Consider the following 25,939-nt stretch of genomic DNA (forward strand, 5'->3'; position numbering starts at 1 on the left):
GGCGACGTGGACTAGGGGAATGACTAGATGACAACACCGGTCAAGGCCAACAGTTATTCGGCCTATGAAGACAGCTGGCGGATGGGGCTTCTGCTCGTGCTTGCCCTGGTCATCTTCCAGGCCGGGGCGCTTTACGGCATGGGACGAACGCCGATCTGCACCTGCGGCTACGTCAAGCTCTGGCATGGTGTCGTGCAGAGTTCGGAGAATTCCCAGCATATTTCGGACTGGTATACGTTCTCGCACCTCATCCACGGCTTCCTGTTCTACGCGCTGGCAAGGTTCCTGTTCCCGCGCTCGCCGATCGGTTTGAGGCTGGCCTTCGCGGTTCTGATCGAGGGCGGTTGGGAGCTGCTCGAAAACAGCCCGTTCATCATCGATCGCTACCGCGCCGGCACCATCTCGCTCGACTATTACGGCGACAGCATCATCAATTCGGTGTCGGACACACTGGCCATGGTGCTGGGATTTGTGATGGCGCGAAGGCTACCTATATGGGTGATCGTCAGCCTCGCCATCATCTTCGAACTGGGTACTGGCTATCTCATCCGGGACAATCTGACACTCAACGTGATCATGCTGCTGCATCCGTTCGAGGCCATCAAGCAGTGGCAAAGTGGAATTTAGTGATATGAGCACATTTTCTCCCCGCGAAATCGTTTCGGAACTCGACCGCTTCATCATCGGCCAGAAGGACGCCAAGCGCGCCGTGGCCATCGCCTTGCGCAACCGCTGGCGCCGCCAGCAGCTGGAAGGCCAGATGCGCGAAGAGGTGATGCCGAAGAACATTTTGATGATCGGGCCGACGGGCGTTGGCAAGACCGAGATTTCGCGCCGCCTGGCACGTCTGGCCGGTGCGCCTTTCGTCAAGGTCGAGGCGACCAAATTCACCGAGGTCGGCTATGTCGGCCGCGATGTCGAGCAGATCATCCGCGACCTTGTCGAGATCGCCATTGGCCTGGTGCGCGAGAAGATGCGCGAGGACGTCAAGGCGCGCGCCCACGTCAATGCCGAGGAACGCGTGCTGGAAGCGCTGGTCGGCAAGACGGCGAGCCCGGCCACCCGTGATAGTTTCCGCAAGAAGCTGCGCGACGGCGGGCTCGACGACAAGGAGATCGAGATCGAGGTTGCCGACACCGGCAGTGGCGGCATGCCGGGTTTCGAGATCCCCGGTATGCCGGGCGCCAATATCGGCGTGCTCAACATCAACGACATGCTGTCGAAGGCGATGGGCGGCAAGAAGACCAAGTCGCGCAAGACGACGGTGAAGGAGTCCTACGACCTGCTGGTCAACGACGAGTCCGACAAGCTGCTCGACCAGGACGAAGTGGTGCGGCGGGCGCTCGATGCGACCGAGAATGACGGCATCGTCTTCCTCGACGAGATCGACAAGATCGCGTCGCGTGAGGGCGGCATGGGCGCCGGCGTTTCCCGCGAAGGCGTGCAGCGCGACCTGCTGCCGTTGATCGAAGGCACCACGGTTGCGACCAAATACGGGCCGTTGAAGACCGACCACATCCTGTTCATCGCCTCCGGCGCGTTCCACGTTTCGAAGCCGTCAGACCTGTTGCCGGAATTGCAGGGTCGCCTGCCGATCCGCGTCGAGTTGCGGGCGCTGGAGAAGGACGATTTCGTCCGCATCCTGACCGAAACCGAGGCCAGCCTGATCAAGCAGTATATCGCGCTGATGAAGACTGAAGGCGTCGACCTGACCTTCACCGACGATGCCATCGATTCGCTGGCCGGCATTGCCGTCGACCTCAACGCCAGCGTCGAGAACATCGGCGCAAGGCGGCTACAGACGGTGATGGAGCGGGTGCTGGACGAAATCTCCTATGACGCGCCCGACCGCAACGGAACGGCGGTCACCATCGATGCCGCCTATGTGGAAAAGCATGTCGGCGACCTGTCGAGGAATACAGATTTGTCGCGATTTATCCTTTGACAGAAAGGCGGCAGCGGACAAGGCAGTGACTACGGCCAAGGCGAGGATCGAGCTTCATTCGATCATGGACGTTGTTAGCGCCTCGTACGCTCCGCCAAGCCCTCCAGAATAAGCATCAGCCCCGCCTCGAACGCTGCCGCATGATCCATCTGCGGAACGTCGACAGTGCGGTTCGTGTTGGCGGCGAGGCTGGCCTCGGCCTGTTCCTCTAGCACGCTGCCGACCGTGAAGCGGCTGGCAGCAAGCATCGCCATCTTGGCGTCCTGTTCAGGCACTCCGGACGCGACCAGAAACGCTATCTTGTGTGTAATGCGGTCGATGTCTGCCGCTCCCGGGCGGGTTCCGGCGTGGAGTCGTGCGCCGTCGCGGTGCATCAGCAGCGTTCGCCGGAAGCTGCGCGTGTTGTCGGCGAACCAGTCATGCCAATTATCGGATGGCATCGGAAGCCGAGCGGTCGCATGGGACGCCATGGCGGCTTCCGCCATGGCCGCGAGCAGCTCCTCCTTTTTTCGGAAATGCCAGTACAGCGACGGCTGCTCGACATGCAGCCGCTTCGCCAGTTGCCTGGTGCTGATGGCATCCAGGCCAACCTCGTCGAGCAGTTCCAGCGCTTCGGCAATCACGATTTCACGGTTCAGTTTTGTCATCTTGACAATCTATCACTGATAGGGAAGGTTGCAACAAACCTATCAGTGATAGATTAAGGATTGCGTATGACAATTGGATCGGGAAGTTCCTCCCTCAAAATCCTCATCTGCGGCGGCGGTATTGCTGGGCCGGCCCTGGCCTATTGGCTTGCCCGAAGCGGTCACCGGGTCGTCGTTGTCGAACGTTTTCCGGTTCTCCGGACCACCGGTGCACAAGTCGACCTTCGCGGCCAAGGCATCGATGCCGTCAAGCGAATGGAACTGCTTGACGTTGTCAGGAGCAGGCTTGTCGATGAGGCCGGAGTCTCTTTTGTAAACGCCAAAGGCAAAGCCGTAGCGACGATCATGGCCAACACTTCAGGCCGAGGCCATCAGTCCCTGACATCCGAGTACGAGATCATGCGCGGGGACCTGGTGCGCATTCTCTTCGATGCAACGAAGGACGCCGTCGCCTACGTCTTTGGCAAGACCGTTGAGCGTTTCGAACAGGATGAGAGACAGGTCATTGCCCATTTCTCCGACGGCTCTTCCGACGAGTTTGACCTCCTGGTTGGGGCGGATGGGCAAGGGTCGCGCATTCGTAAAGCCATTCTGCCGACCGCTTCTCCTGATCCCTATCTGCGGCTGGGGATGCACATGGCGTACTGGTTCATTCCGCGCCTCCCATCCGACAGCAACATTCGTGACACCTACCTTGCACCCGGCGGCAGAATGATCATGCGCAGGAGCCACAATCCAACGGACACCCAGGTCTACTTTGTGCTCAGGGACGATTCCAAAGAGACATCCGCTATTCACAAGCAATCAGTCGAGCGCCAAAAGCAGTTTTGGACTGACCGGTTTCAAAACGCAGGATGGCAGACCCAACGGTTTCTCAAAGGCATGGCGGTGACTGAGAGTTTCTACTCCCAGGAAGTGGTGCAGGTGCGTACGGAGACATGGTCCAAGGGGCGAGTGGCCCTGGTCGGCGATGCCGCACATTGTGCTTCTCCCTTTAGCGGCATGGGGGTCTCCGGTGGCCTGGTGGGAGCGTATGTCCTTGCCGGTGAGATCAATCGGAACTCCCAAAACCTGCCGGAGGCGCTTGCAAACTACGACAAGTTGCTGCGGCCGTTCGCCAATGAAATTCAAAAAGCCGTCAAGCCACGCCTCCTGCGATTGGGCATGCCCAGAACGCAGTTGGGAGTTGACGCTTTTCATGCTGTTACAGCATTGGCCTGCAGCCTGCGAATTCCGGATCTGATCGCCCGGCTTTCGAAGGAAGACCGGGGAGGCGACTGGCAGTTGCCGGAATATGCCTGAATCAACAACCCATCGTCGACCGTGCGGCGAAATCGCGATAATCCGGCCCGCCGCGACGTTTATGCGTCTCGACCCAGACCGGGCGCCGGTCCAGGCAACACGTTCGGCAACAAGATCATGTGTGGCCAGATGGTACCATCTGGCCACCTTTCGTCTTGCCGGGTGAAAGGGCGCTCTCGACTCGACCAAGAGCTTTACCTAGTTTGCGCGGCAATTCTCGATCTCTTGGTTTGACGCAATTCCGGACGGAAACCGTTTCACACTTTTCCTGGAATTGCTTGGGCGGCGGTGCATGAAAAAACTGATCCTGATCATTCTCGGCTTGACGCTGGCGACGACGCTGTTCGCAGCCGAGGCGGCAACGTTGGTGCCGCCGGGAAACCGCAATGCGGAGCAGCCCGACATTCCGGGCGCCTCCAGCCGACGCACGCAGGCAACCAACACCACCTTCCAGGCGAAATACCGCAAGGTTTACGCCCTGCTGCAGAACGACGCCGATCTGCGCAGCAAGATCAAGAAGGCAGCGGCCACCTACGGGATCGATCCCCTGCACATCGTCGGCGCCATCGTCGGCGAGCACACCTACAATGTCGACGCCTACGACCGGCTGCAGACTTATTACGTCAAGGCGATCTCCTATCTCTCCAGCAAGCTGTCCTTCGCCTATGACGGCGAGGACATCACCGATTTCGTGCAGCGGCCGGAATTCAAGAAATGCGCCGGGATGTCCGACAGCTACGATCTGTGGGAATGCCGCGAGCAGGTGTGGAACCATTCGTTTCGCGGCAAGAGCGTCGGCGGGACAAGCTTTCCCGACGATCGCTTCGGCGCCACCTTCTTCCAGCCCTATTATGCCGGGCAGACCTTCGGCCTCGGCCAGCTCAACCCGCTGACCGCCTTGCAGATGAGCGATCTCGTGCACAAGGTTTCCGGCCTTCCGAAGCTCGACGTCGGCGATCCCAATGCGGTCTACAAGACCATCATGGATCCGGATCTGACGCTGCCTTACGTCGCGGCGACGATCCGGAAGTCGATTGACGCCTACAAGAGCATTGCTGGCTTCGACATTTCGGGCAATCCGGGGCTCACCGCCACGCTCTACAATGTCGGCAATCCAGAGCAGCGCGCCACTGCGCTGAAGGCGGAGAACGACAGGCGCCGCGCCGCCGGCGAGCCCGAAAAGCTGCCCGAGGAGAATTATTACGGCTGGCTGGTGAATGACAAACTGCCGGAGCTAAAGGCGCTGTTTTAGCTGGTTTGAGCTCAGGCCTCTACCTCCCCCTTGTGGGCAGGGCTATCGCATATGAGTAAAGAGCTGGAAGAGGAAGTCTTTGTTCCATCTGGCTCTTCGCATCTTGCCTGCGATGGATTTGTCGATCGGATGGGCTTGCAAGATGTTTTGAGCGAGACGTCGGATGATGGCCAGGTTTTGCGGCCCGTTATCCTTGCGGGTTCGGGCATCGTCCTCGTGGAAGACGACATCGAGGCTCCAATGCAACTGGTTCTCGATGGTCCAATGTGCTCTGACGGTCTCGGCCAGTCTTTTGGGCATGAGCACTTTGGAAAGTGCGACATAGCGGACCGAGGTGGTGGGTTTGCCGCCTGCCACGCTGCGGGTGGCTTCGATGCGGCCGATCGCCTTGAGGCCGGGAAAGTCCGGCGCGTCGAGCAGCCGCTTGAGCGGCAGCACCGAGGCTCTTCGCGTTTCGGTACGGCCATGGCTGCTTTCGCTGGTCTCGAAGAAGGCGATCTCGCCGGCTGCGGCGAAGCTTCGCTCTGCTGCGGCGAACAGCTTGGGGCGATTGCCCTTCAGCCCCAGCGCATAGTGCGCCTTCTTGCCGATCAGCGCCTTGGCCGTGTCGGGACGACAGTGCAGCGCATCCGCCGTCACCGTGCAGCCCTTCAAATCCAAGCTCTTCAGAAGATCCAGTGTGGTTGTGACCTCGTCGCCTTCGGGCGCGCGGGCAGCGGCAATCGACAACCTTGTCTCGGCGTCCCACACGCTCACCATCAAAGGCGGCATAAAGACCCGACCCTTGGTGTAGCCGCGCCGCAGCGATTTGCCGTCGACCGCCACCACGCCGCGCGGCGAAGGCCCAAGCGTTTGTCGCAACGCTGCCATGAAGGCGGCAAAGCTGCGCGAAAGCTCCTCGGCGTCAAGAAGTCGAAACACCCGGCTGAACGTATCGTGGCTTGGACAGCCATGCTCCAGCGTCACGATTTCTTTCAGCTCGTCTTCCCGCCCCTCGACGAAATCGGCAATATCAACACAGCTCTTGGCACCACAAAGCGTGGCAACCAGAGCCAAGAACAGAAGCTCCGCCAGATCATGACGCGCGTTGACGTCACGCGGGTCCCGGACTTCACGCAAAATCGAAAACAGAAACGACATACGGCCTCATCTTCAAGGAGAAGGCCGCTAAAGAATCAATCTTTTAACTCGGCGCAAGACGCACTCTTACTCAAATGCGATTCCCCTGCCCTTGTGGGGAGGTCGGACCGAAGGTCCAGGTGGGGGTCTGGTGCCGCACCCCCCACCCCGCTGCTTCGCAGCGACCCTCCCCACAAGGGGGAGGGTAGGTTCACGCCGCCAGCAACGACTTCAGCTTGAAGGCCTGCGAACCTAGCGCTTCCGGCGAAGGCTTCGCGCGCTTGCCGATCAGCATTTCGGCCAGCCTGATGTCGCGGGCGACCGCGTTGCCGGGGCCGATGCCGCTGGCCGCCACCAGCCTGCCATCTTCAGCCAAATGGAAGAGGATGACGGCGCCATCGCCGAGATCGCGTCGCACAATGCTGCGGCCTTCGTCGGAAAGCCCCGCTATCTGCAGGGACAGGCCGTACTGATCCGACCAGAACCACGGCACCGCGGCATGCGCCTCGCCGGCGCCCAGCATGTTCCTCGCCGCCAGTGCGCCCTGCTCCTGGGCGTTGCGCCAGGCTTCCAGCCGCACGCGGCGGCCGCCATAGACGGCGAGCGGAAACGAGCAGCAATCGCCGGCGGCAAGGATGTCGGGATCGCTGCTGCGCAATTCGGCGTCGACAGCGATGCCGTTGTCGATCGTCAATCCCGCTTCGGCCGCAATCCCGGTCACCGGCACGGCGCCGATGCCGATGATGGCGAGGTCGGCTGATATCTCCTGTCCGCCGGCAAGCGCGATGCGCACCTCTTTGCCATTGTCGGAGATCGAAGCGATGCCGTCCCCGCACAGGATTTTCACGCCCTCGGCGACATGCGCATCATGGATGATTTCTGCGATCTCTGCCGGCACGCCGCGCATCAGGATGCGCGGCTGCGCCTCGATGACGGTGACCGCGGCGCCCAGTTTGCGTGCCGCGGCGGCAAGTTCGAGACCGATGAAACCGCCGCCGATGATGGCGATGCGGTTGCCGGCGCTGAGATGGGCGCGAATGGCGAGCGCATCAGCGAAGGTTCTGAGATAGACGCAGCGCGGACCCAGCCCCGGCATCGGCAGCTTGCGCGGCGTCGAACCGGTTGCCAGCAGGAGCTTGTCATAAGGCAGGACCGATCCGTCCGACAGGCGCACCGCATGCGCCGCGCGATCGATCGCCACGGCCTGGACGGAATGGATATGCCGGATCGATTTCTCGGCCAGAATTGCATCGCTGGCGATCGCCTTGATTTCAGGCACTTCGCTGGCCATCGCGTCCTTGGACAAAGGCGGGCGCTCATAAGGCAGATGCGGTTCGTCGCCGACCAGCGTCACCGGCCCCTCATAACGGAGGTCGCGTAGCGCCATTGCCGCCCGCCCACCGCATTCGCCGGCGCCGATGATGACCATTCCCCGCGCCATACCGATCATCCGATCTGGATCAGGACTTTGCCGGCGTCGATCTTGACCGGATAGGTCTTGAGATTGACGCAGACCGGCGCGCCGCGGGCGTCACCCGTCTTGTAGTTGAAGCGGCCATTGTGCTTGGGGCACTCGATGATGTCGTCCATCACCAGCCCGTCGGCCAGATGCACCTTTTCATGCGTGCACAGGCCGTCGGTGGCGAAGAACTCGTCGTCGGGGCTGCGATAGATGGCGAAGGTCCGACCACCATGGTCGAAGCGCATCACATCCTCCTCGTCAATATCGCCGGTGGCGCAGGCCTCGACCCAGTCGCTCATTCAAGTCCTCCCTTAAAGATCGGATAGAAGCACGATCATTCCGCCGCGGCGGCGATAGTGTCGTTGTGGAATTCTTCGCGGTATGGCCTGGCAGTAGGCGGCAGTTCGCGCTTGAGGAAATAGTCCTCGTTGCGCAGCTGGCGCAGGAAGGCCGGGATCATCTCGCGGTAGCCGGCCAGGATCGATGGTGTCGGCGCCGGCAGATCGTGCTTGATCAGTTCGTGCAGCTTCGGCAGCGCATGGTACGGCACCATCGGGAACATGTGATGCTCGACATGGTAATTCATGTTCCAGTAGATGAAGCGGCTGATCGGGTTCATGTAGACGGTGCGGCTGTTCAGCCTATGGTCGGTGACGTTGTCGGCCAGGCCACCATGCTGCAGCAGCCCGACCATGACGTGATGCCAGGCGCCGTAGAGCCTGGGCAGGCCGACCAGCATCGGCGGAAGCAACGAACCGGAATAGAGCGCCAGCGCGATGGTGGCGGCATAGATCGCCGTCCAGATGCGGGCGACGCGGATCGCCTTCGGCTGTTCCTGTTCGGGAATGAAGGTCTTTTCGGCGGCGCTGATGTTGCCGGCGGCGTTGCGCAGCATGTCTGATATCGCATGCCACGCGTCGAGCACGCCGACGAAGCCCAGCATGGCGCGAACCAGATCCGGCGGCCGCATGACCGAGATTTCCGGGTCGCGGCCGACGATGATGGTGTCGGTGTGGTGCCGCGTGTGGCTCCAGCGCCAGGTCACCGGATTGCGCATGATCATGAAGCAGGCGATCTGATAGACCGCGTCATTCATCCATTGCGTCCGGAAGGCGGTGCCGTGGCCGCATTCGTGCCAGCGTGAATCGGTGGATGAGCCGTAGAGCACGCCATAGACGAAGAAGAACGGCACGCACCACCATGTGCCCCAGAGCAAGGCGCCACCGGCGCCGCTGACGATCAGCGCGGCGAACCAGATGATGGTATCGCGGATCGCCGGCCCGTCAGAGCGTTGCATCAGCTCCTTCATCTGCTTGCGGGATATGTCGGTGTGATACCACTCGGCCGCCGACAAGCCGGTCTCGACGGCGAGCTTAGCGTCGCGGCCGATCAGGCTGTAGTCACGCCGGGACGGTGCTGCGGTCATGATTGCCTCTCACGGCAGGGCATTCGCCATGGCGAATGCCAGCTACTCATTGGCTTCGATGCTGAAAATAACGCCGACCGATGATAGACTCAACATCACAAAGATAGTTTCTATCATTTCCTATCAGAATGATGTAGGAAGGTTCAAGCAATTCCAACGAGGCACGCATGGTGAAACGGCCAACCATCACCGATCTGGCACGCATCTCCGGTGTCAGCGTCGCCACTGTCGACCGCGTGCTCAACAGCCGCCTGCCGGTGCGCGAGGAGACGGCGCGCCGCGTCTACGAGGCGGCGACCGAGATCGGCTATCACGCGGCCGGCCTGATCAAGCAGCGGATGCGCCATGAGTTGCCCGAATACCGGCTCGGCTTCCTGCTGCTCAAGGGCAATTATGTCTTCTACAGCGAGTTCGCCCGCGAGCTTGAACTTGCCGTGTCGCGCTCGCCGCGTTTCCGCGGCGTCGCCACGATCGACTTCGCGGACTCGCTCGCCCCCGACGAAATCGTCGAACGCGCGCGCAGACTGGCGACCAGATGCAGGGCCGTCGCCCTGGTCGGGCCGGATCATCCGACGCTGACGGTCGCCGTCGAGGAGATGAAAGCGAAAGGGCTGCCGGTGTTTTCCCTGCTCTCCGACTTCGCCGCCGGCATCCGCGAAGGCTATGTCGGCCTCGACAACCGCAAGGTCGGCCGCAGCGCGGCCTGGATGATTTCTAAGGCGGCGAAACGACCAGGCAAGGTCGCGCTTTTCGTCGGCAGCCACCGTTTTCACGGCCACGAATTGCGCGAGATCGGCTTTCGCTCGTTCTTTCGCGAGCAGGCGCCGGAATTCACCTTGCTCGAGACATTGGTCAATCTCGAGGCCAACGAGATTACCCAGGACACGCTGCTCGATCTTCTCAGCCGCCACCCTGATCTGGTTGGCTGCTATGTCGCCGGCGGCGGCATGGAAGGCGCGGTCGCGGCACTCAGGCAGGCAAAGCCGGCCGAGATGCCCGCGGTCATCTGCAACGAGATCAACGCGACATCGCGCTCCGCTTTGGCCGACGGCATCCTGACGATGGTGATCTCGACGCCATTGGCGGCGCTCTGCCGCGAGCTCGTCGACCTGATGGCGCATGCCATCGAGACAGGTGCCGCCAACGCACCGGGACAAACGTTCCTGCCATTCGACATTTATTTGCCGGAGAATATTTAGGGCTCTCTGCGTTCCAGATTGACGCAGAGATCTGTGAGACGTCGGCGGGACAGCACCCCCCTCTGGCCTGCCGGCCATCTCCCCCGCAAGGAGGGAGATTGCAGCTTCAGCGCTCCGCTCGCCCTGCAACTGTGGAGATTGGCGAAAGCCGCAATGGCAGCCGATCTCCCCCCTTGCGGGGGAGATGTCCGGCAGGACAGAGGGGGGTGTGAAGGATCGCGACAGAACAAGCTTTATTCTGTGTTGCTGTATCCTTCCCCTCTGTCGCCGCATTGATGTCCAGAGTCCGCGCTCCATTTGGCGGCAAGCATCCCTTCATCCGAAAATCGCGCATCGGGTTTTGGAATCGCCCTTGACGTCTCGCCGAAATGGAATAAATATTTCACCAACTGCATATTTTGGTTCTTTCGTTCCGAGCATCCGTTTCGAACAGAAGGTTTGGCGTTCCACAGGCAAGACGCCGCCCGGAACAGAAACGACATCAGGGAGAGATTCCCCGGGGAGATCGGGGATTCCGGATAGATCGGTGAAACCGGACACCAGCATGTGGAGGAGAGATAAAATGAAGAAACTGATTTTGGGCGTCGCTTTCGCGGCGCTGATGAGTTCATCCGCTTTGGCCGCCAAGGTCGGCGTGTCGATGGCCAAGTTCGACGACAACTTCCTGACCGTGCTGCGCAACGGCATGATCGAACAGGCCAAGGGCATGAGCGGCGTCGAGCTGCAGGTCGAGGACGCGCAGAACGACGTTGCCAAGCAGCTTGACCAGATCAAGAACTTCGCCGCCTCGGGCGTCGATGCCATCATCGTCAATCCGGTCGACACTTCGGCCACGCAGGCGATGTCAGATGCCGCCGCTGCCGCCAAGATCCCGCTGGTCTATGTCAACCGCGAACCGGTCAACGTCGACACGCTGCCCGACAACCAGGCTTTCGTCGCCTCGAACGAGGCCGATTCCGGCACGCTCGAGACCAAGGAAGTCTGCCGCCTGTTCAAGGAAGCCGGCAAGAAGGAAGCCAATGTCTATGTGATCATGGGCGAGCTTTCCAACCAGGCCGCCGTGCAGCGCACCAAGGATATCGAAGAGGTGATCGCGACGCCGGATTGCAGCTTCATCAAGATCATCGACAAGCAGACCTCGAACTGGAATCGCGACGAGGCCCAGAACCTGATGACCAACTGGCTGTCGACCGGCAAGCCGTTCGACGGCGTCATCGCCAACAATGACGAAAGCGCCATCGGCGCCATTCAGGCGATGAAGGCCGCCAACATCGACATGAAGACGGTTGTCGTCGGCGGCGTCGACGCCACCCAGGACGCGCTTGCCGCCATGCAGGCGGGCGACCTCGACGCAACCGTGTTCCAGGACGCGGCCGGCCAGGGTGCGGGTGCGCTCGATGCGGCGCTCAAGCTCTCCAAGGGCGAGAAGGTCGAGCACAAGGTCTACGTGCCCTTCCAGTTGGTGACGCCGGCCAACATCGACAAGTTCCTGAAGAAGAACTGAGCCGCGAACGCTTACGGAGCGGCGCTCTCAAGTAGGACAGCGCCGCTCCCTTTCCCTCAGCGCCGGCACGGCGCGAGGGCGACCGCGGCTGACGGAGGACAGAATACGTGGCACAGACATCTCATGGCGTCGGCGGGGTCAGCTATGATGCGAAGAAGCGCACATGGCCGGCCGAATTCAATGTTTTCCTGGCGCTGGTCATTCTCGTCGTCATCTTCGAACTGATCGGTCGCGTCTTTCTCGGCGACAGCTTCCTGTTCAACACACGCGACGTCGGCGGCATCTTCAACGAAGCGCGCCTGCAGATCATCATCCTGCAAGTGTCGATCGTCGGCATCATCGCGATCGGCGTGACGCAAGTGATCATCACCGGCGGCATCGACCTGTCCTCGGGTTCGATCGTCGGCGCGACCGCGATGATCGCCATGAGTTTTGCCCAGGTGGCGACCGTCAACGGCAACCCCAACCCCAAGGCGATGTTTTTGGCGCAGGGCTGGACCGACCTGCCGGTGATCGTGCCGCTGCTGGTGGCGATCGCCTGCGGCCTGTTTGCCGGCCTGGTCAATGGCGCCTTGATCGCCTACACGCGCATCCCGCCGTTCATCGCCACGCTCGGCATGATGGTGACCGCGCGCGGCATCGCCAAATGGTGGTCCAAGGGCCAGCCGATCTCGTTTCCCACCGAGAGTTTCGCGGCCATCGGCAAAGGCCTGATGCCCGTCATCATCTTCCTGTCGCTAGCCATCCTGTTCCAGCTGACCATGACCTACACCAGATACGGCAAGCATTGTTACGCGATCGGCTCCAACGAGGATGCCGCGCGCATGTCCGGCATCAAGATCGCCAACCACAAGATCCTGGTCTACGTCATCGCCGGCATCCTTGCCGCGCTCGCCGCCGTGGTGCTGAGCTCCAAGAACCTCACCGCGCAGTCCGGCATGGGCGTGATGTACGAACTCGACGCCATCGCCATGGCGGTCATCGGCGGCGTCTCCCTGTCGGGCGGCCGCGGCTCGATCATCGGCACGGTGATCGGCTCGCTGATCTTCGGCGTCATCATCTCCGGCTTCACCTTCCTGCGCCTCGACGCCTACTACCAGGAGATGGTCAAGGGCGTGATCATCGTCGGCGCAGTCGTTCTCGACCAGTGGCGCCAACGCCTGCGGGCAATGAGGGCTTGACCATGTCAGACATCGTCCTGAAGACCGAAAACCTGACCAAGCGCTATGGCGGCGTGCATGCGCTCGAAGGCGCCAACTTCGAGCTGCGCAAGGGCGAGCATGTCGCCATCATGGGCGACAACGGCGCCGGCAAATCGACCTTCGTGCGCCAGATCACCGGCGTCGAGCAGCGCACCAGCGGCCAGATCTGGTTCGACGGCAAGGAAGTGAATTTTGCCGGGCCGATCGAAGCCCGCACGGCGGGGATCGAGACGGTGTTCCAGAACCTGGCGCTGGCCGACGATCTCGACGTGCCGTCGAACCTGTTTCTCGGCCGCGAGAAGGTGCTGTTCAATCTCGGCCCGTTCTCGATCCTCGACCGCAAATACATGCGCAGGGCGACCGAGGCAGCACTGGTCCGAACAGCGGTGAAGATCCCCAATTTGTCCAACACCATCCGCCACATGTCGGGCGGCCAGCGCCAGTGCGTGGCGATCGCCAGGACCGCGACCTTCGCCTCCAAGCTGATCATCATGGACGAGCCGACGGCAGCACTCGGCGTGCAGGAGACCGCGCAGGTCGAAAACATCGTCCGCACGCTGAAGGACAATGGCGAGCCGCTAATCCTGATCAGCCACAACATGCGCCAGGTGTTCGATCTCTGCGACCGCATCGTCGTGTTCCGACGCGGCCGCATCGTCGCCAATTTGCGCAAAGAGAACACCGACGGAAACGATATCGTCTCCTACATCACCGGCGCCAAGACCGGGGAGGCGGAACTCGCGGCCTAAAACAGGGTGACCATCCTGTTTCCGGGACGATCTGGCGTGCTCGAAAATAACCTTGCCACCTTCCTCAAAGGAAGGTGCGGACACAACTCTCTCTAACCCATCCCCCTAGAGGAAATACCCATGACTGTTCGCTTCGCTCTCCTCGGTGCCGGCCGCATCGGCAAGGTCCATGCCCGCGCCGTCGGCTCAAACCCGCAGGCCAAACTGGTTGCGGTTGCCGACGCGTTCGAGAAGGCCGCAAAGGAGCTGGCGAGCGCTTATGGCGCCGAAGTGCGCAGCATCGAAGATATCGAGAAAGCCGGCGATATCGACGCCGTCGTCATCTGCACGCCGACCGACACCCATGCCGATCTGATCGAGCGCTTCGCCAAGGCCGGCAAGGCGATCTTCTGCGAGAAGCCGATCGACCTCAACGTCAAGCGCGTCGAGAAGTGTCTGGCCGTGGTTGAGAAGACCAAGGCGACGCTGATGGTCGGCTTCAACAGGCGCTTCGACCCGCATTTCGCCGCCGTGCGCAAGGCGATCGACGACGGCGCCATCGGCACCGTCGAGATGGTCACCATCACGTCCCGCGATCCCGGCGCGCCGCCGATCGACTACATCAAGCGTTCGGGCGGCATTTTTCGCGACATGACCATCCATGATTTCGACATGGCGCGCTTCCTGCTCGGCGAAGAGGTCGTGGCGGTCAGCGCGCATGCCTCGGTGCTGGTCGACAAGAAGATCGGTGCGGCCGGCGATTTCGACTCGGTCAGCGTCATCCTCGAAACCGCTTCCGGCAAGCAGGCCGTCATCTCCAACTCGCGCCGCGCCACCTATGGCTACGACCAGCGCATCGAGGTGCATGGCTCGAAAGGCATGGTCGCGGCCGAGAATCAGCGGCCGGTTTCGATCGAACTGGCCAACGAGAAAGGCTACACCCGCCCGCCGCTGCACGACTTCTTCATGACCCGCTATCTCGACGCCTATGCCAACGAGATCGCGGCATTCATCACCGCGGCAACGTCCGGCAAGAAGGCGGCGCCGAGCGGCACGGACGGCCTTGTCGCGCTTAAGCTGGCCGATGCGGCGCTGAAGTCGGCGACGTCGGGCAAGACCGTCCGTTTGGACAAGTAAGCACCCGGACCCGAGACACAGGAGCAGGGCGATGAGAACATCCGCCGATCGCAATTCAAAAACGCGTGCCATCGTCACCGGCGGCGCGCAGGGTATCGGCTTTGCCGTTGCCGAAGCGCTGGCCGACGAAGGCTGCAAGGCGCTGGCGCTCATCGGCCGCTCGCAGGAAAAGGGCGACAAGGCCGTCGCCCATTTCAAGAAAGCCGGCGTCGACGCGATCTTCATCAGCGCCGACGTCTCGAAAGTGGCGGACTGCAAGCGCGCCGTCGCGACCGCGATTTCGCATTTCGGCACCGTCAACGCCCTGGTCAACGCCGCCGCCACATCGGCGCGCGGTTCGCTGGTCGAGACCTCCGAAGAGCTTTTCGACACGATTTTCGACACCAATGTGCGCGGCCCTTTCTTCCTGATGCAGGGCGTGGTGGCGCATCTCTTGGAGAAGAAGGCGCCCGGCTCGATCGTCAACGTGCTGTCGATGTCGGCGCATACCGGCCAGTCGTTCCTGACGCCCTATTCGACCAGCAAGGGGGCGCTGATGACGCTGACCAAGAACGTCGCCAATGCCTATCGCTATAACCGCATCCGCTGCAACGCAGTGCTGCCCGGCTGGATGGACACCGAGGGCGAGGACATCGTGCAGAAGAAGTGGCACGATGCACCCGACGACTGGCTGGCCAAGGCCGAAGCCGCGCAGCCGATGGGCCAGTTGGTAAAGCCGGACCAGCTTGCACGGCTGATCAGCTACATGGTCAGCCCGCAGTCGGGCGTCATGACCGGGTCGCTGGTCGACTACGACCAGAGCATTGCCGGGGCTTCGCCGGAGTAGCGCCGGCGAGTCTAGTGGAAACGCCCATCACGTCGTCATCCACGGGCGGAGCAAGGAGCGTAGCGACGCGGCGCAGACGGTCAGCCCTCCCCTGTTGCCGGCGCATCGCCATTCCCATATAGTCAAGATGGTCAGACTAGTCATGGAGGTTGCAATGCAGCCTGCGCCCAAAGAGAATACCAATTGGACGGTCGCCGGGGCAAAAGCACGACTCTCGGAGGTTATCGAGCGCGCGCAGTCTTCGCCGCAGACGATCACCAGAAACGGCAAACCAAGCGTGGTTGTCGTCTCGGCGGAGGAATGGCAGCGCAAGACCGCGCGCAAGGGTACGCTTGCGGAGTTCCTGCTGGAGTCGCCGCTGCGCGGTGCCGATCTCGACCTTGAGCGTCAGCGCGACGAACCGCGTGAATTGCCGCTGTGAGGCTTCTGCTCGACACGAATGTCCTGTCCGAGGTGACACGACCGGCGCCGGACGCACGCGTTCTGGACTGGCTGCACGGACTTGATGAGGACCGCTCATTCATCAGCGTCGTGTCGATCGCCGAGATCCGGCGCGGCGTCGCCCTCATGGATGAGGGTCGGAAACGTGAGGCACTGGCCGAGTGGCTCGCCCGGGACCTGCGGCAACGCTTCGAGCAGAGGGTTCTTCCGGTGGACGAACCGGTTGCATTGGCCTGGGGCGACTTGATGGGCCTTGCGAAACGCAGCGGTCGCGGCCTGTCGTCGATGGACGGCCTGATCGCAGCCACGGCGGTTGCGCAGGAGCTTACCTTGGCCACGCGCAATACGAAGGATTTCGAAGGCTATGGAATTGAACTTTTCGATCCCTGGACCGCATGAGGCGCTTGGCGCTGCATGTCTTGGCGACTAGCGGAAACGCCCATCATTTCGTCATCCACGGGCGGAGCAAGGAGCGCAGCGACGCGGCGTAGACCCGAGGATCCATGCCGCGACTTCAAAGCGTTGCCGCGATGCAGAATTCTGCTCCGCTGCTTCCTTCGGTGGGCTGGAGTAAACCTCCTCCTGATAGGCACGTGACAACCGCCTCCGCTTCGATTATATGAACCCCATGATCAACCTGACCGCCAAATATTGGTACTTTAGGAGCTCGCTGGCGGCGGGAGGATTGCGCTCGATCTGAAGATTGCAGCAACAAGATCCGAACAGCCGCCATACCTGGCGGCTTTTTTATTTTCAGCCGGCAGGTTTCCCAAACAGGAGCAGAAAGCCGTGTTGACCACCACAGACGACCTCCGGGTCAAGGAAATCCGAGAGCTGAGTACGCCGGACCAGGTGATGCGGGAAATCCCGCGCACGCTGACGGCGACGCGCACCGTTAGCGCATCACGCAACGCAACCCATGCCATCTTGAATGGGACCGACGACCGGCTCCTCGTCATCGTCGGCCCGTGTTCGATCCACGATCCGGTCGCGGCCGTTGACTATGCCAGTCGTCTGGCGGCGCTGCGCGAGAGCCTGTCGGACCGATTGGAGATCGTGATGCGGGTCTATTTCGAGAAACCGCGCACCACGGTCGGCTGGAAGGGCCTGATCAACGATCCCGACCTCGACGGCAGCTTCAACATCGACAAGGGGCTGAGGATGGCGCGCAACGTGCTGTCCGCCGTCAACAATCTCGGCCTGCCGGCGGCGACCGAATTCCTCGACATGACCACGCCGCAGTACATTGCCGACCTCGTCGCCTGGGGCGCGATCGGCGCGCGCACCACCGAGAGCCAGATTCACCGCGAACTGGCGTCGGGTCTCTCCTGCCCGGTCGGCTTCAAGAACGGCACCGACGGCAATTTGCGCATCGCCGCCGAGGCGGTGAAATCGGCCGCCCAGCCGCATCATTTCATGGCGGTGACCAAGGGCGGACGCAGCGGCATCGCGACGACCACGGGCAATGAGGACTGCCACGTCATCCTGCGCGGCGGCGTTCAGCCCAACTATGACGCTGCGAGCGTCGAGGCGGCCTCTGTGGAACTCGCCCGCATCGGCGTTGCCCCTCGTCTGATGATCGATGTCAGCCACGCCAATTCGGCCAAGAAGCCCGAGAACCAGCCCAAGGTCGCGGCCGACGTGGCGGGCCAGGTCGCTGCAGGCGACGAGCGCATCATCGGCCTGATGATCGAGAGCAATCTCGTCGCAGGCCGGCAGGATGTGGTGCCAGGCAAGCCGTTGGTCTATGGCCAGAGCATCACCGATGGCTGCATAGACTGGGCGACCACCGAGACGGTGCTGCACGGCCTTGCCGGCGCCGTCGAATGGCGCCGCTCAGTGCGTCGCGGCATGATGGAGAGCCGCCAGGGAGCGGCTTGAGAGGGGCAATCGTCAGTGCCAGCCCCCTCTCCGACCGCTGCGCGGCCACCTCTCCCCCATTTCATGGGGGCGAGGAAAACGCTAACCGCCGACGGCGCGGCCTTGGAAACCCTGGGTTCCTCGCCCCCACAAAATGGGGGAGAGGTGGCTCGGCGAAGCCGAGACGGAGAGGGGGAGCGCCATCTACGCTGCTCTCAGCCCCTCCCATGCCGTGAACACTGAGACCGCGAAGAGCAACAGTCCCGCGGCCCGGCCGGCGAGAGTGGTGGCCCGCGGATTGGCGATCAAGAGATTGCGGCTGCGGCCGGCCGTGATCGCCAGCCCACCATAGATCGCGGCCTGGGTGAGGACAGTCAGCAGTCCCATGATTGTCGCCTGCATCCAGATCGGACCGTAGTCCGGTTTCAGGAACTGGGGGTAGACGGCAAGCACGAACAGGTAGGCCTTCGGGTTGATCAGGCAGGTCACAAAACCCTGGCGAAACGCCTTCCATGCCGAGCGGCTGCCGGCGGGTCCGTCATGGCCGACGGTGATTGAGCTGCGCATCAGGGTGATGCCGATGAAGGCCATATAGGCGGCGCCGGCAATCAGCAGCGGCTTGAACAGGATCGGCACGAAATGCATCAGCAGGCCGACGCCGATGGCGCCGTTCAGCGTGTGCACCATGCCGCCGACCATGATGCCGCCAGTCGCGGCGAGGCCCCTGTCGCGGCCGCCGGTCAGTGCATTGGCAAGCACGAAGAGCATGTCCATGCCCGGAACGGCGATGATGCCGAACAGCAGGATAAAGAAAAGCCAGAGATTTGCCGCGTAGTCCATGTCAGTTGCCTGTCTTCTCGCCCGGCCCAGCCGCTGTGGAATGTGTTGATTTTCAACTCGATGGGCGCTCCTATAGATCAGCCCAACTGACGATGGTGTGTCAGTTGCGATCGGAGCCCAGGTGAAAAATGCGCAAGGCGTCACGCCTGTTCGAGATCATCCAGATCGTGCGGTTGGCGCGGCAGCCGGTGACCGCGGCGACGATTGCCGAGCAGCTGGAAGTGACGGTGCGCTCGATCTATCGCGATATCGCAGCCCTGCAGGCGATGCGCGTGCCGATCGAGGGCGGGCGCGGCATCGGCTATATCCTGCGCCCCGGCTTCGACCTGCCGCCGCTGATGTTTTCGATCGAGGAGATGGAGGCGATCGTGTTGTCGCTGGCGCTGCTGGAGCGCACGGGCGACAGCGAGCTCAAGCAGGCGGCCAAGCGCGTCAGCGTCAAGATCGCCGGCGCGGTGCCACCGCCCCTGCGCCAGGCCTTCGACGCCAATGCGTTGCATGCATGGGGATTTGCCGCGCCTTCGACCGGCGCGATCGATCTGGCGCTGGTGCGGCGCGCCATCCGCGACGAGGAGAAGCTCGACCTCTCCTATCGCGACGAAATGGGCCGCGCCTCCGAGCGTCTCGTCCGCCCGATCGCCCTGATCTACTACGCCGAAACCGCCAACATCGTTGCTTGGTGCGAGCTGCGCCAGGCGATCCGCAATTTTCGCAGCGACCGGATCGAGGATTGCCAGGCGACGGGGCTGCGCTTCAAGGGCGAAGGCGATCGGTTGCGGCAGGTCTGGGTGAGCGGGTGGGAGACGAACGCTGCGGCCACCGTAGTCTGAAGCGAGCGGACCTACCTCACATCGACCCAGCGCTTTTCCTCGAACGAGCGCGCCATCGCATGCACGGTGCGCTCGATCTCCAGCCCTTCGGCAAACTCGATGAGCCGCGACGGCTTGCCTTCAAGCCGCGTCAGCAATTCGTGGCACTCGATGATCTTGAGATCGTTGAAGCCGAGGCCATGGCCTGGCGCCGGCACGAACAGGTCATAGGGCTTGTGGTGCGGCGCCACCAGGATGGTGCGGTAGCCCTGTTCGGTCGGGCGGTCGGCGGTCAGGTAAAGCTGGAATTCGTTCGAGCGTTCCTGGTCGAACAGGATCGACCCCTTCGAGCCGAAGATCTGAACGGCGATGCGGCCCTTGCGGCCCCAGGCCGAGCGGTTGACCAGCAGCGTGCCGGCAATGCCGTTTTCGAGGTGCATCAGCACGCTGGCGATGTCGTAGGTTTCGACCGCGCGACGGCCACCGCCAGCCAGCTTGCGATCGGCGTAGGGTTTGGCCATGTCGCAGATGACGCTGGCGACGCGGCCGAACAGGGCCGAGACCAGCGACAGCGGGTGCACGGCGAAATCATCGAGCGCGCCGTAGCCGGAAGCCGCCTCGTGCTTCCAGAAGAACAGCGCCTCGGGATCGGCCATGAAATCCTCATCCATCTCGATGCGCAAATGGCTGACCTCGCCGATGATCTTCTCGTCGAGCAGCGCACCGATATGGCGGATCGCCGGGCTCTGAATGTAGTTGTAGCCGAGTGCCGCGACCTTGCCGGACTTTCTCGCGGCGGCCGCCATGGCCTCGGCCTCGGCAAAGCTTGGCGCCATCGGCTTCTCGCACCACAGATGCTTGCCGGCCTCAAGGATGGCGATGGCCATTTCCGGATGGAACTGGTTGGGCGTGGTCAGCGAGACGATGTCGACTTCGGGATCGTTGACGACGGCGCGCCAGTCGCCGGACGCCTTGGCGAAGCCGAACTCGCCCGCCTTGCGCTGGGCAAGCTCCTCATTGACCTCGCCGAGATGGACAAGCCGTGGCTTGGCGACATCCGGAAAGACGGCACCGACGGCACTCCATGCGATGGCGTGACACTTGCCCATGAAACCCGTGCCGATGAGACCGACGCCGACCATTTTTCGTTTCTCCACTTGCCTGAAGTATCAGGTGGATGAATTAGTCCATTTTATCCAGGAATGGAATGTCTGCCTCATTTTTTATGGTGTTCTTGCGCAGGCTGGTTATGATGAGGCACAGAGGGACGCTTCACGCATGAGCTTGGACAGAGCGACGATGGACGAACGGGTACCTCGCGACTTCGAGACGCTGCGCGCAACGATCCTGGATCGGCGCGAAAGCCTGCCGAAGCGCATCGCCCAGATCGCCGCCTATGCGCTCGACAATCCAGACGATATCGCCTTCGGCACCGCCGCCAGCATCGCCGCTTCGGCCGGTGTGCAGCCTTCGACCCTGATCCGCTTTGCCCAGCAGCTTGGCTTCGATGGTTTCACCAGCCTGCAGCAGGTGTTTCGCGAACGGCTGCGCGAGCGCAACTCATCCTATGACGAAAGGCTGCAGGCGCTGCGCGCCAAGGCCGAGGGCGGCGCCGGCCACCGGGCGATCTTCGACGGCTTCGTTGCCGCCGCCAGCACCTCGCTCAACGATATCTCGCGCACGCTGGACGATGCGCATCTGGAAGACGCGATTTCCCTGCTGGCGAAGGCCGAGACCATCTACGTGCTGGCCAAGCGCCGCTCCTATCCCGTGGCGTCCTACATCGCCTACGCGCTGGGCAAGCTGAAGATCCGCAACCAGTTGATCGAATCGGCGGCTAGCCTGAATGCCGAGATGATCGGCTTCGCCACACCGGCGGATGCCGTCATCGCCATCTCCTTCTCGCCCTACGCCCCGGCCACCATCGAGGAGGCGCGCAGCATTTCGGAACAGGGCGTGCCGATCGTGGCCATCACCGACAGCTCGTTTTCGCCGCTCGCCCAGTTCGCCAAGGTCTGGTTCGAAGTCGCCGAGGCGGATTTCGCCGGCTTCCGTTCGCTGTCGGCAACGATGGCGCTGGCCATGGCGCTGACCGTGGGCGTCGGCGAGAAGCGACGAGACACGGGCCGCAAGCGCAAGGTCTAGATGACCTCTACGACAGCCTCGCCTGCCGCCAATAGCCGGGCTGCGTCGCGTGCGGGCGGCGACCCGAACTGGCGGGCATATTCCCGGCTGAACTGGGAAGCGCTCTCGTAGCCGACGGCGAAGGCGATGCTTGCAACATTGCCTGGCTGTGCAGCCAGAAGCTGGCGCGCCTCCAGCAAGCGGATTTGTTTCTGATACTGGATCGGGCTCATGGCCGTCGCTGCCTTGAAGTGACGGTAAAATGCAGCGTTGCTCATATGGGCGATTTCAGCCAGATCGCCGACCCTGATCGGCTGATGGCAATGTGTGCGGATCCAGGCGATCGCCTGGCCAATCCGGGACAGATGGCCGTCGGCGCGCGCAAGCTGGCGAAGCTTTCCGCCCTGCGGCCCTTGCAGCAGCCGAAACAACAGCTCGCGTTCGAGCATGGCGGCTAGCACGGGAATCTCCCCCGGCCGGTCGAGCAGCCGCATGATGCGACGCAATGCGTCGAGCAGGTCCTCGTTGACGGGCGAGGTGGAGAAACTGTCGCCGCCGAGCGCAGGCTCGTGCTCGACGAGAAGGGCGGCGACTGCCTGCAGGTCGAGGGTGAAGCCGATTGCCAAATAGGGGTGCTTGGCGCTCGCTGCGACCAACTGGCTGATCGTGGGTGTGTCGACAGTGTAGATGAAATAGCTGGCGGGATTGTAGCGAAGGGTCCGGTCTCCGATCAGAACCGTCTTCGCGCCCTGCAACACAAACAGGATCCCCGACCCCCACACCCCCGCCATTGGCGGCGTGGCGACTTCGCTGCGGCCGATCGAAACGCGCGGGATCGCCGTTGCCGTGCGTCGCCCCTGCGCATGGCGGCCAGCGATTTCGATCAGCTCCTGCAGTGCCTTGCTCATGTCTTCAGCTTCGCGCATCCATGTGGGGCGCGCAACCCATTTGAGAGGATTAGGCAAGAGCCGGAGAGTTCTCGGCGCGCGGCTTTTCGCGCAAGGCGCCATCTCTGGGGTCTTCAACATGGAGAGATGGAGAACCCAAATGACGAGATCGAAAACCGCTGTTGTGACGGGCGCCAACAAGGGCATCGGCCACGAGATCGCCCGGCGGCTGGCGACGATGGGCTTCAAGGTGTGGCTTGGCGCAAGGGATGCCGGGCGCGGCATGACGGCGGCGCAGGAATTGCGTGCCGAAGGTCTGGACGTTGAGTGGCTTGAGCTGGATGTCACGCAGGACGAGAGCGTGGCGGCTGCGGCCAGGACGGTCGGGGCGGAAAGTCCTTGCCTCGACGTGCTGGTGAACAATGCCGGCGTCGCCATCAACTACGAGCTGCCGCCGAGCCAGCAGCATCTTGCCGATATCAGGGCCACCTATGACGTCAATGTCTTCGGACCGATCCGTGTGACCCAGGCCTTCCTGCCGCTGCTGCTTGCAGCGCCGGCCGCCCGCATCGTGATGGTCAGCAGTTCCACGGGATCCATCGGGCGCGCACTCGATTCCGGGAACCAGTCGGTCAATCTGATGGGTTATGGCAGTTCCAAAACGGCCCTGAACGCCATCACCGTCGCGTTCGCCCGCGAGCTTGCGCCGCAAGGCATCAAGATCAATGCAGCAGCGCCAGGCTATACCGCCACCGACCTGAACGGATTTAGGGGCCACCGCACCGTGCAGCAGGCGGCCGAGATCGTCATACGCCTGGCGACCCTGGATGCCGATGGTCCGACCGCCGGGTACTTCAACGACGATGGCCCGCTTCCGTGGTGAACGGGGCGATCGCATATAAACTTTTTACGAAGAGGACCCCACCCTTAATCCCTCCCCACAAGGGGGAGGGAACGCTGCCGCGTGCCTCCATTTCCTCTTTTGTCGTCTGTACGCAGGCAATTTGCCTAGGTCGGCACCAACGGAAGTCTCCCTCCCCCTTGTGGGGAGGGATTAAGGGTGGGGGTATTCGTAGAACGCAAACCTGTCATATGCGATTGCCCTGCCTGGTGGACGGAGCCGGATCGCCAAATGTCTCCCACAGCTGTCGTCAGGCAGCACTTTTAGGACAAGGAACGCTCATTCCATATTGACTATGGATTGGAATTATTATTTCATATTCCCGGCGCCACGCTGCCGCTCGCGCGTGTCCCCCAAAACAACAAGGCCGACGGGAGGTTCCAATGAGCGAAGCCGTGGACGCGAAACAGGCGCCGCTCGACGTCATCACCATCGGTCGCGCTTCCGTCGATCTCTATGGCCAGCAGATCGGCTCGCGGCTGGAGGATATCACCTCTTTCGCCAAGTCGGTCGGCGGTTGCCCGGCCAATATTTCGGTCGGTACGGCCAGGCTCGGCCTGCGCTCGGCGCTGCTCACCCGTGTCGGCGACGAGCAGATGGGCCGCTTCATCCGCGAGCAGCTGACGCGTGAAGGCGTCAATGTCGATGGGCTGAAGACCGACAAGGAGCGGCTGACCGCTCTGGTGCTGCTGTCGGTCGAGGACGAAGGCGTTTCGCCGATGATCTTCTACCGCTCGGACTGCGCCGACATGGCGCTGGCGTCGGAAGACATCGACGAGGCCTTCATCGCCTCGGCGCGCTCGATCGTGGTCACCGGCACGCATTTTTCCCGGCCCAACAGCGACGCCGCGCAGCGCAAGGCGATCCGCATCATGAAGGCCAAGGGCGGCAAGGTGGTGTTCGACATCGACTACCGGCCCAACCTCTGGGGCCTTGCCGGCCATGCCGAAGGGTTCGAGCGCTATGTGAAATCCGACCGGGTCTCGGCCCAGCTGAAGACGGTGCTGCCCGATTGCGACCTCATCGTCGGCACCGAGGAAGAAATCATGATCGCGTCAGGTGCAGACGATTGCCTGAGCGCGTTGAAGACGATCCGCTCGCTGTCGTCCGCCACCATCGTCCTGAAGCGCGGCGCCATGGGCTGCATCGTCTATGACGGACCGATCAGCGACGACCTCGAGGACGGTGTCGTCGGCAAGGGCTTTCCGATCGAGATCTACAATGTGCTCGGCGCCGGCGATGCCTTCATGTCCGGCTTCCTGCGCGGCTGGCTGGGCGGCGAGGACCATGCGACGGCAGCGACCTGGGCCAATGCCTGCGGCGCCTTCGCCGTGTCGCGGCTGCTCTGCGCGCCGGAATATCCGACCTTCGAGGAACTGCAGTTCTTCCTCAAGAACGGCAGCAAGCATCTCGCCTTGCGCAAGGACGAGGCGATCAACCACATCCATTGGGCGACCACCCGCCGGCGCGACATTCCCTCGCTGATGGCACTCGCCTGCGACCACCGCGTGCAGCTCGAGGATGTGGCCGTGAAGGCCGGTGCCGATCCGGCGCGCATCCAGGATTTCAAGGTGCTGGCCGTCAAGGCAGCGGCGAAGGTTGCCGCCGGCCGCGACGGCTACGGCATGCTGATCGACGAGAAACATGGCCGCAAGGCGATGTTCGAATTCGCCCGCCATCCCTTCAGCTGGCTTGGCCGGCCGGTGGAGTTGCCGGGCTCGCGGCCGCTGCGCTTCGAATTCTCCCAGGATATCGGCTCGCAACTGGTGGAGTGGCCAGTCGATCACTGCATCAAGTGCCTGTGCTTCTACCATCCCGACGATCCGGCGGCCTTAAAGGAAGAGCAGCAGCAGAAGCTGCGCTCGCTGTTCGAAGGCGCGCGGAAAGTAGGCAGAGAACTTCTCATCGAGATCATTGCCGGCAAGCATGGCAAGCTCGACGACACGACCATCCCGCGCGCGCTGGAGGAACTCTATGCGCTCGGCATCAAGCCGGACTGGTGGAAGCTCGAGCCGCAGGCGTCGGCAGCGGCGTGGGCTAAGATCGAAGCCGTCATCCTGAAGCACGATCCGTGGTGCCGCGGCGTCGTGCTGCTGGGGCTGGAGGCGCCGCAGGACGAGCTGGAAGCGGCTTTCGCCGCCACCGCCAAGGCGCCGATCGTCAAGGGCTTTGCCGTCGGCCGCACCATCTTTGTCCATGCGGCCGAGCAATGGCTGGCCGGCAAGATGTCGGATGACGAAGCCATCGCCGACATGGCCTCGCGCTTCGAACAGTTGACGGATGCGTGGCTTGCCGCGCGCGGCCGCAAGGCGGCATAAGAAGGCGCGA

26 protein-coding genes are annotated in these 25,939 nt (G+C 62.4%); 17 read left to right on the forward strand and 9 right to left on the reverse strand.

The features are described from left to right. Positions 1–27: 27 nt before the first annotated feature. Both ACSQ3L_RS02285 and hslU read left to right on the forward strand, forming a co-directional pair. The gene (locus ACSQ3L_RS02285; protein ID WP_436158451.1) at positions 28–627 is read left to right on the forward strand and encodes a DUF2585 domain-containing protein; all 600 of its coding nucleotides are present in this window, start codon (positions 28–30) and stop codon (positions 625–627) included. Between the two features lie 4 nt (positions 628–631). Next, on the forward strand, positions 632–1,945 hold the full coding sequence (gene hslU, locus ACSQ3L_RS02290) for an ATP-dependent protease ATPase subunit HslU (RefSeq protein ID WP_436158452.1): 1,314 nt from the start codon (positions 632–634) through the stop codon (positions 1,943–1,945). A 74-nt stretch (positions 1,946–2,019) separates the two neighbouring features. On the opposite strand, the gene ACSQ3L_RS02295 is transcribed toward hslU, so the two are convergent. Beyond that, complete coding sequence (locus ACSQ3L_RS02295) at positions 2,020–2,592, reverse strand: TetR/AcrR family transcriptional regulator C-terminal domain-containing protein (RefSeq protein WP_436158453.1); 573 nt, start codon at positions 2,590–2,592, stop codon at positions 2,020–2,022. 66 nt (positions 2,593–2,658) lie between these two features. Between ACSQ3L_RS02295 and ACSQ3L_RS02300 the strand changes: the two genes are divergently transcribed. After that, on the forward strand, positions 2,659–3,894 hold the full coding sequence (locus ACSQ3L_RS02300) for an FAD-dependent oxidoreductase (RefSeq protein ID WP_436158454.1): 1,236 nt from the start codon (positions 2,659–2,661) through the stop codon (positions 3,892–3,894). Between the two features lie 292 nt (positions 3,895–4,186). Continuing rightward, positions 4,187–5,146, forward strand: coding sequence for a DUF1402 family protein (locus tag ACSQ3L_RS02305; protein ID WP_436158455.1), 960 nt, complete (start codon positions 4,187–4,189; stop codon positions 5,144–5,146). A gap of 42 nt (positions 5,147–5,188) precedes the next feature. Here the strand turns inward: ACSQ3L_RS02305 and ACSQ3L_RS02310 are convergent, their stop codons facing one another. The 4 genes from ACSQ3L_RS02310 to ACSQ3L_RS02325 all read right to left on the reverse strand — a co-directional run bounded on the left by ACSQ3L_RS02310 (position 5,189) and on the right by ACSQ3L_RS02325 (position 9,153). Beyond that, a complete protein-coding gene (locus ACSQ3L_RS02310) occupies positions 5,189–6,286 on the reverse strand; it encodes an ISAs1 family transposase (protein WP_436158456.1) in 1,098 nt (365 codons plus the stop codon). Between the two features lie 190 nt (positions 6,287–6,476). Beyond that, entirely contained in the window at positions 6,477–7,715 is a 1,239-nt protein-coding gene (locus ACSQ3L_RS02315; protein WP_436158457.1) for an NAD(P)/FAD-dependent oxidoreductase, read from the reverse strand. Then, the gene (locus tag ACSQ3L_RS02320; protein ID WP_436158458.1) at positions 7,712–8,026 is read right to left on the reverse strand and encodes a MocE family 2Fe-2S type ferredoxin; all 315 of its coding nucleotides are present in this window, start codon (positions 8,024–8,026) and stop codon (positions 7,712–7,714) included. Before ACSQ3L_RS02320 ends, ACSQ3L_RS02315 begins: the two co-directional genes overlap by 4 nt. A 35-nt stretch (positions 8,027–8,061) precedes the next feature. Then, entirely contained in the window at positions 8,062–9,153 is a 1,092-nt protein-coding gene (locus tag ACSQ3L_RS02325) for a fatty acid desaturase family protein (protein ID WP_436158459.1), read from the reverse strand. Positions 9,154–9,320: 167 nt separating this feature from the next. On the opposite strand from ACSQ3L_RS02325, the gene ACSQ3L_RS02330 reads away from it, so the two are divergent. After that, positions 9,321–10,352, forward strand: coding sequence for a LacI family DNA-binding transcriptional regulator (locus tag ACSQ3L_RS02330; RefSeq protein WP_436158460.1), 1,032 nt, complete (start codon positions 9,321–9,323; stop codon positions 10,350–10,352). A gap of 233 nt (positions 10,353–10,585) precedes the next feature. Here ACSQ3L_RS02330 and ACSQ3L_RS02335 read toward each other — a convergent pair whose 3' ends face one another. After that, the gene (locus tag ACSQ3L_RS02335; RefSeq protein ID WP_436158461.1) at positions 10,586–10,834 is read right to left on the reverse strand and encodes a hypothetical protein; all 249 of its coding nucleotides are present in this window, start codon (positions 10,832–10,834) and stop codon (positions 10,586–10,588) included. Between the two features lie 80 nt (positions 10,835–10,914). Here ACSQ3L_RS02335 and ACSQ3L_RS02340 point away from each other — a divergent pair, with 80 nt between their 5' ends. The 8 genes from ACSQ3L_RS02340 (at position 10,915) to ACSQ3L_RS02375 (ending at position 18,071) form a co-directional block, all read left to right on the forward strand. Further along, positions 10,915–11,856: a sugar ABC transporter substrate-binding protein gene (locus ACSQ3L_RS02340; protein ID WP_436158462.1), complete on the forward strand. Its 942-nt coding sequence runs from the start codon at positions 10,915–10,917 to the stop codon at positions 11,854–11,856. Positions 11,857–11,963: 107 nt separating this feature from the next. Next, positions 11,964–13,037, forward strand: coding sequence for an ABC transporter permease (locus ACSQ3L_RS02345; protein WP_436158463.1), 1,074 nt, complete (start codon positions 11,964–11,966; stop codon positions 13,035–13,037). A 2-nt stretch (positions 13,038–13,039) separates the two neighbouring features. Further along, complete coding sequence (locus ACSQ3L_RS02350; RefSeq protein WP_436158464.1) at positions 13,040–13,807, forward strand: ATP-binding cassette domain-containing protein; 768 nt, start codon at positions 13,040–13,042, stop codon at positions 13,805–13,807. 120 nt (positions 13,808–13,927) lie between these two features. Next, a complete protein-coding gene (gene iolG, locus ACSQ3L_RS02355; protein WP_436158465.1) occupies positions 13,928–14,923 on the forward strand; it encodes an inositol 2-dehydrogenase in 996 nt (331 codons plus the stop codon). A gap of 31 nt (positions 14,924–14,954) precedes the next feature. Continuing rightward, positions 14,955–15,749, forward strand: a complete 795-nt coding sequence (locus ACSQ3L_RS02360) for an SDR family oxidoreductase (protein WP_436158466.1) — start codon at positions 14,955–14,957, stop codon at positions 15,747–15,749. Positions 15,750–15,903: 154 nt separating this feature from the next. Next, a complete protein-coding gene (locus ACSQ3L_RS02365) occupies positions 15,904–16,170 on the forward strand; it encodes a type II toxin-antitoxin system prevent-host-death family antitoxin (RefSeq protein ID WP_436158467.1) in 267 nt (88 codons plus the stop codon). Then, a complete protein-coding gene (locus tag ACSQ3L_RS02370; protein ID WP_436158468.1) occupies positions 16,167–16,589 on the forward strand; it encodes a type II toxin-antitoxin system VapC family toxin in 423 nt (140 codons plus the stop codon). Before ACSQ3L_RS02365 ends, ACSQ3L_RS02370 begins: the two co-directional genes overlap by 4 nt. A 390-nt stretch (positions 16,590–16,979) precedes the next feature. Beyond that, a complete protein-coding gene (locus ACSQ3L_RS02375) occupies positions 16,980–18,071 on the forward strand; it encodes a 3-deoxy-7-phosphoheptulonate synthase (protein ID WP_436158469.1) in 1,092 nt (363 codons plus the stop codon). Between the two features lie 183 nt (positions 18,072–18,254). Here ACSQ3L_RS02375 and ACSQ3L_RS02380 read toward each other — a convergent pair whose 3' ends face one another. Next, on the reverse strand, positions 18,255–18,890 hold the full coding sequence (locus tag ACSQ3L_RS02380; protein ID WP_436158470.1) for a LysE family translocator: 636 nt from the start codon (positions 18,888–18,890) through the stop codon (positions 18,255–18,257). 128 nt (positions 18,891–19,018) lie between these two features. Between ACSQ3L_RS02380 and ACSQ3L_RS02385 the strand changes: the two genes are divergently transcribed. Then, positions 19,019–19,720, forward strand: a complete 702-nt coding sequence (locus ACSQ3L_RS02385) for a helix-turn-helix transcriptional regulator (protein ID WP_436158471.1) — start codon at positions 19,019–19,021, stop codon at positions 19,718–19,720. 11 nt (positions 19,721–19,731) lie between these two features. Here ACSQ3L_RS02385 and ACSQ3L_RS02390 read toward each other — a convergent pair whose 3' ends face one another. Further along, positions 19,732–20,841 carry a Gfo/Idh/MocA family protein gene (locus ACSQ3L_RS02390; protein ID WP_436158472.1) on the reverse strand — a complete coding sequence of 370 codons (1,110 nt, stop codon included), beginning with the start codon at positions 20,839–20,841 and terminating at the stop codon, positions 19,732–19,734. Between the two features lie 157 nt (positions 20,842–20,998). Here ACSQ3L_RS02390 and ACSQ3L_RS02395 point away from each other — a divergent pair, with 157 nt between their 5' ends. Further along, positions 20,999–21,844, forward strand: coding sequence for a MurR/RpiR family transcriptional regulator (locus ACSQ3L_RS02395; protein WP_436163371.1), 846 nt, complete (start codon positions 20,999–21,001; stop codon positions 21,842–21,844). On the opposite strand, the gene ACSQ3L_RS02400 is transcribed toward ACSQ3L_RS02395, so the two are convergent. Next, a complete protein-coding gene (locus ACSQ3L_RS02400) occupies positions 21,841–22,731 on the reverse strand; it encodes an AraC family transcriptional regulator N-terminal domain-containing protein (protein WP_436158473.1) in 891 nt (296 codons plus the stop codon). The two genes, ACSQ3L_RS02395 and ACSQ3L_RS02400, sit on opposite strands and share 4 nt — an antisense overlap. Positions 22,732–22,870: 139 nt before the next feature. On the opposite strand from ACSQ3L_RS02400, the gene ACSQ3L_RS02405 reads away from it, so the two are divergent. Then, complete coding sequence (locus ACSQ3L_RS02405; RefSeq protein ID WP_436158474.1) at positions 22,871–23,593, forward strand: SDR family oxidoreductase; 723 nt, start codon at positions 22,871–22,873, stop codon at positions 23,591–23,593. 401 nt (positions 23,594–23,994) lie between these two features. After that, the gene (locus tag ACSQ3L_RS02410) at positions 23,995–25,929 is read left to right on the forward strand and encodes a bifunctional 5-dehydro-2-deoxygluconokinase/5-dehydro-2-deoxyphosphogluconate aldolase (protein WP_436158475.1); all 1,935 of its coding nucleotides are present in this window, start codon (positions 23,995–23,997) and stop codon (positions 25,927–25,929) included. The last annotated feature ends 10 nt before the right edge of the window (positions 25,930–25,939 follow it).

The sequence above is a fragment of the Mesorhizobium sp. LjRoot246 genome (genome assembly GCF_964254115.1).
Lineage (GTDB): Bacteria > Pseudomonadota > Alphaproteobacteria > Rhizobiales > Rhizobiaceae > Mesorhizobium.

Bases quoted from the DNA above. Each gene is read 5' to 3' on its own strand.
- ACSQ3L_RS02295 (WP_436158453.1), bottom strand. From the start codon at position 2,592: ATGACAAAACTGAACCGTGAAATCGTGATTGCCGAAGCGCTGGAACTG.
- ACSQ3L_RS02300 (WP_436158454.1), top strand. From the start codon at position 2,659: ATGACAATTGGATCGGGAAGTTCCTCCCTCAAAATCCTCATCTGCGGC.
- ACSQ3L_RS02360 (WP_436158466.1), top strand. From the start codon at position 14,955: ATGAGAACATCCGCCGATCGCAATTCAAAAACGCGTGCCATCGTCACC.
- ACSQ3L_RS02285 (WP_436158451.1), top strand. From the start codon at position 28: ATGACAACACCGGTCAAGGCCAACAGTTATTCGGCCTATGAAGACAGC.
- ACSQ3L_RS02350 (WP_436158464.1), top strand. From the start codon at position 13,040: ATGTCAGACATCGTCCTGAAGACCGAAAACCTGACCAAGCGCTATGGC.
- ACSQ3L_RS02320 (WP_436158458.1), bottom strand. From the start codon at position 8,026: ATGAGCGACTGGGTCGAGGCCTGCGCCACCGGCGATATTGACGAGGAG.
- ACSQ3L_RS02330 (WP_436158460.1), top strand. From the start codon at position 9,321: ATGGTGAAACGGCCAACCATCACCGATCTGGCACGCATCTCCGGTGTC.
- ACSQ3L_RS02315 (WP_436158457.1), bottom strand. From the start codon at position 7,715: ATGATCGGTATGGCGCGGGGAATGGTCATCATCGGCGCCGGCGAATGC.
- ACSQ3L_RS02335 (WP_436158461.1), bottom strand. From the start codon at position 10,834: ATGTCGTTTCTGTTCCGGGCGGCGTCTTGCCTGTGGAACGCCAAACCT.
- ACSQ3L_RS02405 (WP_436158474.1), top strand. From the start codon at position 22,871: ATGACGAGATCGAAAACCGCTGTTGTGACGGGCGCCAACAAGGGCATC.
- ACSQ3L_RS02395 (WP_436163371.1), top strand. From the start codon at position 20,999: ATGGACGAACGGGTACCTCGCGACTTCGAGACGCTGCGCGCAACGATC.
- ACSQ3L_RS02410 (WP_436158475.1), top strand. From the start codon at position 23,995: ATGAGCGAAGCCGTGGACGCGAAACAGGCGCCGCTCGACGTCATCACC.
- ACSQ3L_RS02325 (WP_436158459.1), bottom strand. From the start codon at position 9,153: ATGACCGCAGCACCGTCCCGGCGTGACTACAGCCTGATCGGCCGCGAC.
- ACSQ3L_RS02380 (WP_436158470.1), bottom strand. From the start codon at position 18,890: ATGGACTACGCGGCAAATCTCTGGCTTTTCTTTATCCTGCTGTTCGGC.
- ACSQ3L_RS02390 (WP_436158472.1), bottom strand. From the start codon at position 20,841: ATGGTCGGCGTCGGTCTCATCGGCACGGGTTTCATGGGCAAGTGTCAC.
- ACSQ3L_RS02340 (WP_436158462.1), top strand. From the start codon at position 10,915: ATGAAGAAACTGATTTTGGGCGTCGCTTTCGCGGCGCTGATGAGTTCA.
- ACSQ3L_RS02310 (WP_436158456.1), bottom strand. From the start codon at position 6,286: ATGTCGTTTCTGTTTTCGATTTTGCGTGAAGTCCGGGACCCGCGTGAC.
- ACSQ3L_RS02400 (WP_436158473.1), bottom strand. From the start codon at position 22,731: ATGAGCAAGGCACTGCAGGAGCTGATCGAAATCGCTGGCCGCCATGCG.
- ACSQ3L_RS02385 (WP_436158471.1), top strand. From the start codon at position 19,019: ATGCGCAAGGCGTCACGCCTGTTCGAGATCATCCAGATCGTGCGGTTG.
- ACSQ3L_RS02365 (WP_436158467.1), top strand. From the start codon at position 15,904: ATGCAGCCTGCGCCCAAAGAGAATACCAATTGGACGGTCGCCGGGGCA.
- hslU (WP_436158452.1), top strand. From the start codon at position 632: ATGAGCACATTTTCTCCCCGCGAAATCGTTTCGGAACTCGACCGCTTC.
- ACSQ3L_RS02305 (WP_436158455.1), top strand. From the start codon at position 4,187: ATGAAAAAACTGATCCTGATCATTCTCGGCTTGACGCTGGCGACGACG.
- iolG (WP_436158465.1), top strand. From the start codon at position 13,928: ATGACTGTTCGCTTCGCTCTCCTCGGTGCCGGCCGCATCGGCAAGGTC.